The 6789-nt window shown below is 64.8% G+C and carries 3 protein-coding genes; all 3 read right to left on the bottom strand.

The features are described from left to right. Positions 1–1273, bottom strand: a 1273-nt coding sequence (gene narH, locus AC1DYX_RS25650) for a nitrate reductase subunit beta (protein ID WP_477264131.1), incomplete at its 3' end; no start/stop codon positions are given. A gap of 19 nt (positions 1274–1292) precedes the next feature. Further along, positions 1293–5102, bottom strand: coding sequence for a nitrate reductase subunit alpha (locus tag AC1DYX_RS25655; RefSeq protein ID WP_477264133.1), 3810 nt, complete (start codon positions 5100–5102; stop codon positions 1293–1295). Positions 5103–5246: 144 nt separating this feature from the next. Then, a complete protein-coding gene (locus AC1DYX_RS25660; RefSeq protein WP_477264135.1) occupies positions 5247–6623 on the bottom strand; it encodes a NarK family nitrate/nitrite MFS transporter in 1377 nt (458 codons plus the stop codon). Between the last annotated feature and the right edge of the window lie 166 nt (positions 6624–6789).

Genomic DNA, 6789 nt, shown 5'->3' on the forward strand with positions numbered 1-6789 from the left:
TCTCGACCCTGTCGACGGACTTGGCCCGCATGTAGGCACGCATCGCGAGCATGCGGTCCAGCGCATGCACGACCGGCTCTTCCTTGCCCGCCGTGAGCAGGTTGGCGAGGTAGCGCACGGGGATGCGCAGGCTCTTCGTATCGGGCAGGATGCCGTTCATGCCCATCTTGCCGCTCTCCGCGGCGGCCTGGATCGGCGACAGCGGCGGGATGTACCACACCATCGGCAACGTGCGGTACTCGGGGTGCAGCGGGAATGCGATTTTCCACTCGACGGCCATCTTGTACACGGGCGAGCGCCTGGCCGATTCCAGCCACGAATCCGGGATGCCCTGGCGGCGCGCGTCCGCGATCACTTCCGGATCGTGCGGGTCGAGGAAGAGGCCCAGCTGGGCTTCGTACAGGTCCTGCTCGTCGGCGACCGATGCGGCCTGCTCGATCCTGTCGGCGTCGTACAGCAGCACGCCGAGGTAGCGGATGCGGCCCACGCAGGTTTCCGAGCACACGGTCGGCTGGCCCGCTTCGATGCGCGGGTAGCAGAACGTGCACTTCTCGGCTTTACCGGAAGACCAGTTGTAGTAGATCTTCTTGTACGGGCAGCCCGAGATGCACATGCGCCAGCCGCGGCACTTGTCCTGGTCGATCAGCACGATGCCGTCGTCCTCGCGCTTGTACACGGAGCCGGACGGGCACGATGCCACGCAGGCCGGGTTCAGGCAGTGCTCGCACAGGCGCGGCAGGTACATCATGAAGGTGTTCTCGAACGTCGAGTACATCTCCTTCTGCACGTTGTCGAACAGCTTGTCCTTGCTGCGCTTGGCGAATTCGCCGCCCAGATCGTCCTCCCAGTTCGGACCCCATTCGATCTTGTCCATCTTCTTGCCCGTCAGGACCGAGACCGGACGGGCGGTCGGCGGCGTCTCCGACAGCGGCGCGTTCTGCAGGCGCTCGTAGTCGTAGGTGAACGGCTCGTAGTACTCGTCGATCTGCGGCAGGTTCGGGTTGGCGAAGATGTTGGCCAGGATCTTCAGGCGGCTGCCCTGGCGCGGTTCGATGGTGCCGTCGGCCTTGCGCTTCCAGCCCCCATTCCACTTGTCCTGGTTTTCCCATTCCTTCGGGTAGCCGATGCCGGGCTTCGTCTCGACGTTGTTGAACCACGCGTATTCGACGCCKTCGCGGCTCGTCCAGACGTTCTTGCAGGTCACCGAGCAGGTGTGGCAGCCGATGCATTTGTCCAGGTTCAGCACCATGCCGATCTGTGCTCTGATTTTCATTTGAGTCCTCGCTATTTTCTCAAGCACGCTTCGGGCTGGCGATGCGGGCCAGCGCGGGTTCGCGTTCTTCGGTTTCGCGCACAGGCGTACCAGCCGGTCTGGCCGGGGCAGGGCGGGTCGGCTGCTCGTCGCCGTTCGGACGCGATTCGTCGCGGGCGCCTTCCATCCAGTCCACGTCGCGCATCTTGCGCACGACGACGAATTCGTCGCGGTTCGAGCCCACCGTGCCGTAGTAGTTGAAGCCGTACGACAGCTGGGCGTAGCCGCCGATCATGTGCGTCGGCTTCGTCACGGCGCGGGTCACGGAATTGTGGATGCCGCCGCGCTTCTTCGACGTTTCCGCACCCGGCACATTCACGATCTTTTCCTGGGCGTGGTACATGATCGTCATGCCTTCCGGGACGCGCTGGCTCACGACGGCGCGCGCCGTCAGCGTGCCGTTCACGTTGAACACCTCGATCCAGTCGTTGTCCTGGATGCCCGCGGCCTTCGCGTCGATTTCCGACAGCCACACGTGGGGGCCGCCGCGCGACAAGGTGAGCATGCGCAGGTTGTCGGAGTAGGTCGAGTGGATGCCCCATTTCTGGTGCGGGGTGATCCAGTTCAGCGCCAGCTCCTTGTTGCCGTTCGGGCGGCGGTTCATGATCGCTTCCGTCGTCTTCGTGTTGATGGCGGCCTTGTACACGCACAGTCCTTCGCCGAAGTCGCGCATCCAGACGTGGTCCTGGTAGAACTGCTGGCGGCCCGTCAGGGTGCGCCAGGGGATCAGTTCGTGCACGTTCGTGTAGCCGGCGTTGTAGCTGACTTCCTCGCTCTCCAGGCCCGACCATGTCGGCGACGAGATGATCTTGCGCGGCTGTGCCTGCACGTCGCGGAAGCGGATGCTGTCGTGCTCGCGCGGGATCGCCAGGTGCGTGTGGTCGATGCCGGTCATCTTCGACAGCGCGGCCCAGGCCTTCACGGCGACGTGGCCATTCGTTTCCGGTGCCAGGGTGAGGATCATCTCGGCCGCGTCGATCGCGGTGTCCAGCCGCGGCTGCCCTTGGGACACGCCTTCGTCGAGGACGGTGCGGTTGATGCCGCGCAGGACGTCCACCTCGTGCTTCGTCTCCCAGCCTATGCCCTTGCCGCCGTTGCCGGCCTTTTCCAGCAGCGGACCGACCGACGTGAATTTCTTGTGGATGGCGCGGTAGTCGCGTTCCACGACCGTCATCGACGGCATCGTCTTGCCCGGGACCGGCTCGCATTCGCCGGCACGCCAATCCTTCGGATCGAACGGTTGGCCCAGTTCGCCCGGGGTGTCGTGCAGCAGCGGCGTGAGGATCAGGTCCTTGCGCGTGCCCAGGTGGGCGCCGCCGATCTCGGAGAACTTCGCCGCGATGCCCTTGTAGATTTCCCAGTCCGACTTCGCCTCCCACAGCGGCTGCACGGCTTCCGACAGCGGGTGGATGAACGGGTGCATGTCGGACGTGTTCAAGTCGTCCTTCTCGTACCAGGTCGCGGTCGGGAGCACGATGTCGCCGTACAGGCACGTGGTCGACATGCGGAAGTCCAGCACGACGAGCAGGTCCAGCTTGCCCTCGGCGGCCGGGCGCACCTTGATGTCGCGCGGCTTCACGCAGTCCGTCTCGTCGCTCATCAGCGCGTTCTGCGTGCCCAGCAGGTATTTCAGGAAGTATTCGTGGCCCTTGCCCGAGCTGCCCAGGATGTTCGAACGCCACACGAACATATTGCGCGGGAAGTTCGCGGGATTGTCCGGGTCGTCGCACGAGAAGTTCAGCTTGCCGGCCTTGATCTGCTCGACGGCATACTTCGCCGGGTCCTGGCCGGCGCTTTCGGCGGCGCGCACGACGTCCAGCGGATTCGTCTCCAGCTGCGGCGCCGACGGCAACCAGCCCATGCGCTCGGCCTTGGCGTTGTAGTCGATCAGCGCCATCTCTTCCAGCTTGCCGTCGGCCGTCGGGCACAGGATCTCGGAGGCGTGCAGCTTTTCGTGGCGCCACTGGCTCGTGTGGGCGTAGAAGAACGACGTCGAGTTCATCTGGCGCATCGGGCGGTTCCAGTCGAGCGCGAACGCGAGCGGGGTCCAGCCGGTCTGCGGACGCAGCTTTTCCTGGCCCACGTAGTGCGCCCAGCCGCCGCCGCTCTGGCCGATGCAGYCGCACATCATGAGGATGTTGATGATGCCGCGGTACGTCATGTCCATGTGGTACCAGTGGTTCAGCGCCGCGCCGACGATCACCATCGACTTGCCTCGGGTGCGGTCGGCGTTGTCGGCGAATTCGCGCGCCACGGTCACGACGTCGGACGCCTTCACGCCCGTGTGCTTGACCTGCCATGCCGGGGTGTACGGCACGTCGTCGCTKTAGTTCTTCGCCGCGTTCGGGCAGATGCCGCGGTCGACCCCGTAGTTCGCCATCGACAGGTCGTACACGGTCGTCACGAGGGCGGTGGTGCCGTCGGCCAGCGTGATCGTCTTCGCCGGCACGTTGCGCAGCAGGAGGTCGTCTGCGTCCTTGCCGCCGAAATAGGGGAAGCCCACCGGGACGATCCGGTCGTGGCCGTCGAGCAGCGACAGTTTCGGGTCGATGGCATTGCGGGTGGCGCCTTCCTTCTGTTCCAGGTTCCACTTGCCGGATTCGCCCCAGCGGAAGCCGATCGAGCCGCTCGGCGCGACGATCCTGCCGCTGTTTTCGTCGATGACGAGCGTCTTCCATTCCGGGTTGTTCGTTTCGTCCAGGTTGTTGGCGAGGTGGGACGCGCGCAGGAAGTAATCGGGCACCAGCGTGCCGTCGCATTCCTTCAGCAGGACGAGCATCGGGAAGTCCGTGTACTGCTTCGCGTAGTCGCGGAAGTAGGCGGATTTGCCGGTGGCGTGGAATTCCTTCAGGATCACGTGGCCCATGGCCATGGCCAGCGCGGCGTCCGTACCCTGTTTCGGGGCGAGCCAGATGTCGCCGAACTTGGCCATTTCGCCGAAGTCGGACGACACGGCGACGGTCTTCGTGCCCTTGTAGCGCACCTCCGTGTAGAAGTGGGCATCCGGTGTGCGGGTCATCGGGACGTTCGAGCCCCAGACCATCAGGTACGTGGAGTTGTACCAGTCGGCCGATTCCGGCACGTCCGTCTGCTCGCCCCACACTTGCGGACTCGATGGCGGCAGGTCGCAATACCAGTCGTAGAAGCTCATGGCGACGCCGCCGATGAGGCTCAGGTAGCGGGTGCCGGCGGCATAGCTGACCATCGACATGGCGGGGATCGGCGAGAAGCCGATGATGCGGTCCGGGCCGTATTTGGCTATCGTGTAGGCGTTGGCGGCGGCGATGATTTCGTTGACCTCGTCCCACTTGGCGCGCACGAAGCCGCCCTGGCCGCGCACCGATTTATAGCTGGCGGCGCGTTCCGTGTCGGTGCTGATGTACTCCCAGGCGGCGACGGGGTTGCGCGTGGCGCGCGCTTCGCGCCACAGCTGCATCAGGCGGCCGCGCACCATCGGGTGCTTGACGCGCTGCGCGGAATAGACGTACCACGAGTAGCTGGCGCCGCGCGGGCAGCCGCGGGGTTCATGGTTCGGCAGGTCGGGGCGGGTGCGCGGGTAGTCGGTCTGCTGGGTCTCCCAGGTGATCAGGCCGTTCTTCACGTAGACCTTCCAGCTGCACGATCCCGTGCAGTTCACGCCGTGCGTCGAGCGCACGATCTTGTCGTGCTGCCAGCGCTGGCGGTAGGCCTTTTCCCAGGTGCGGTCCTCGCCCACGACGGCGCCGTGGCCGTTCGAAAACGTCTCGCTCGGTTTGCCGAAGAATTTCAGGCGGTCCAAAAAATGACTCATGGTTTCTCCATCGGCGCGCTGTAGCGCGCTTTGATATTCGGTGTGTGCAGCTGGGTTCAGTCTACGGACCGGGCCGACTATTGAACATTCGCTGGAAGTCGGTACCGGCCCGGATTACGGAGTAGTCGAACTACTCCTTTATGACTAGCAGGTGATCTCGGCACCCTTGCGGGCATAGAACCACCAGGTGACGGCGATGCAGGTGACGTAGAAGCCGATGAAGCACCACAGCGCGGCGTCGGCGCTGCCCGTCAGGGCAATCGAGGTGCCGTAGCTCTTCGGGATGAAGAAGGCGCCGTAGGCGGCGATGGCCGAGGTGAAGCCGAGGACGGCGGCCGCTTCCTTGTTGGCGCTGGCGACGGCCTGCGCCTGTGCGCCTTCCGACTGGCCCTTCGCGGCGCGCTGGTGCAGCGTGAGGAAGATCACCGGGATCATGCGGAAGGTCGACGCATTGCCCACGCCGGTGCAGGCGAACAGGACCAGGAACATGCCGAAGAAGCCGGCGAAGCTGCCGGGGTTGGCGCCATGCGGGAGGAAGTGCAGCACGCCGAGGACGGCGACGATCATCGCGGCGAACGTCCACACGGTGACGCGAGCGCCGCCCAGCCGGTCGGCCACATAACCGCCCGCCACGCGGGCGAGGGCGCTGACGAGCGGGCCGACGAAGGCATACTGCAGCGGGTTCACGTGCGGGAACAGCGTACTGGTCAGCAGCGGGAACGCGGCCGAGTAGCCGATGAAGGAACCGAAGGTGCCCACGTACAGCCAGCACATCAGCCAGTTGTGCTTGCGCTTGAAGATCACGGCCTGCTCGGCGAACGAGGCCTTCGCTGACGCCAGATCGTTCATGCCGAACCAGGCGGCCAGCGTGCTCACGACGATGAAGGGCACCCAGACGAAGCCGGCGTTCTGCAGCCACATCTGCCTGGTGGCGGCTGCCTTGCTCCAGGTTTGCGGTTCGCCGCCGAACAGGGCGAAGGTGATCACGAGCGGAACGACGAATTGCACGGCCGAGACACCCAGGTTGCCGAGGCCCGCGTTCATGCCGAGGGCGTAGCCTTTCTGGGCTTTCGGGTAGAAGAAGCTGATGTTCGCCATCGACGACGCGAAGTTCCCGCCGCCGAAGCCGCACAGCAGCGACAGCACGAGCATCGTCGGGTAGCTGGTGGTCGGGTCCTGCACGGCGAAGCCGATGCCCAAAGCCGGGATCAGCAGCGAGGCCGTGGACATCGCCGTCCATTTGCGGCCGCCGAAGATCGGCACCATGAACGAATAAAAGATGCGCAGCGTGGCGCCCGACAGGCCCGGCACTGCGGCCAGCCAGAACAGCTGGTTGGTGCTGTACTTGAAGCCGATGCTCGGCAGGTTGACGACGACGACGCTCCACACCATCCAGATCGCGAATGCCAGCATCAGGGCGGGGATCGAGATCCACAGGTTGCGGCTGGCCGTGGGCTTGCCGCGGCTGTGCCAGAAGGCGGGAACCTCGGGTTCCCAGGTCGATATCAGGTAACGGCTCACGATGTTCTCCTGTGATGGTTAAAGTCGGATCAGGCGACCTTGCGCAGCCGCCTGACTGGCGCGGCGACAGGGGTCTTGGCCTGCGGTTTGAACGAGAAATGCATCCAGATCAGCGAGACGCAGACGGTGCCGTACAACAGCATGAAAGAGCTGGAGCGGATGCCGG

The organism is Massilia sp. P2_C2 (assembly GCF_056404615.1).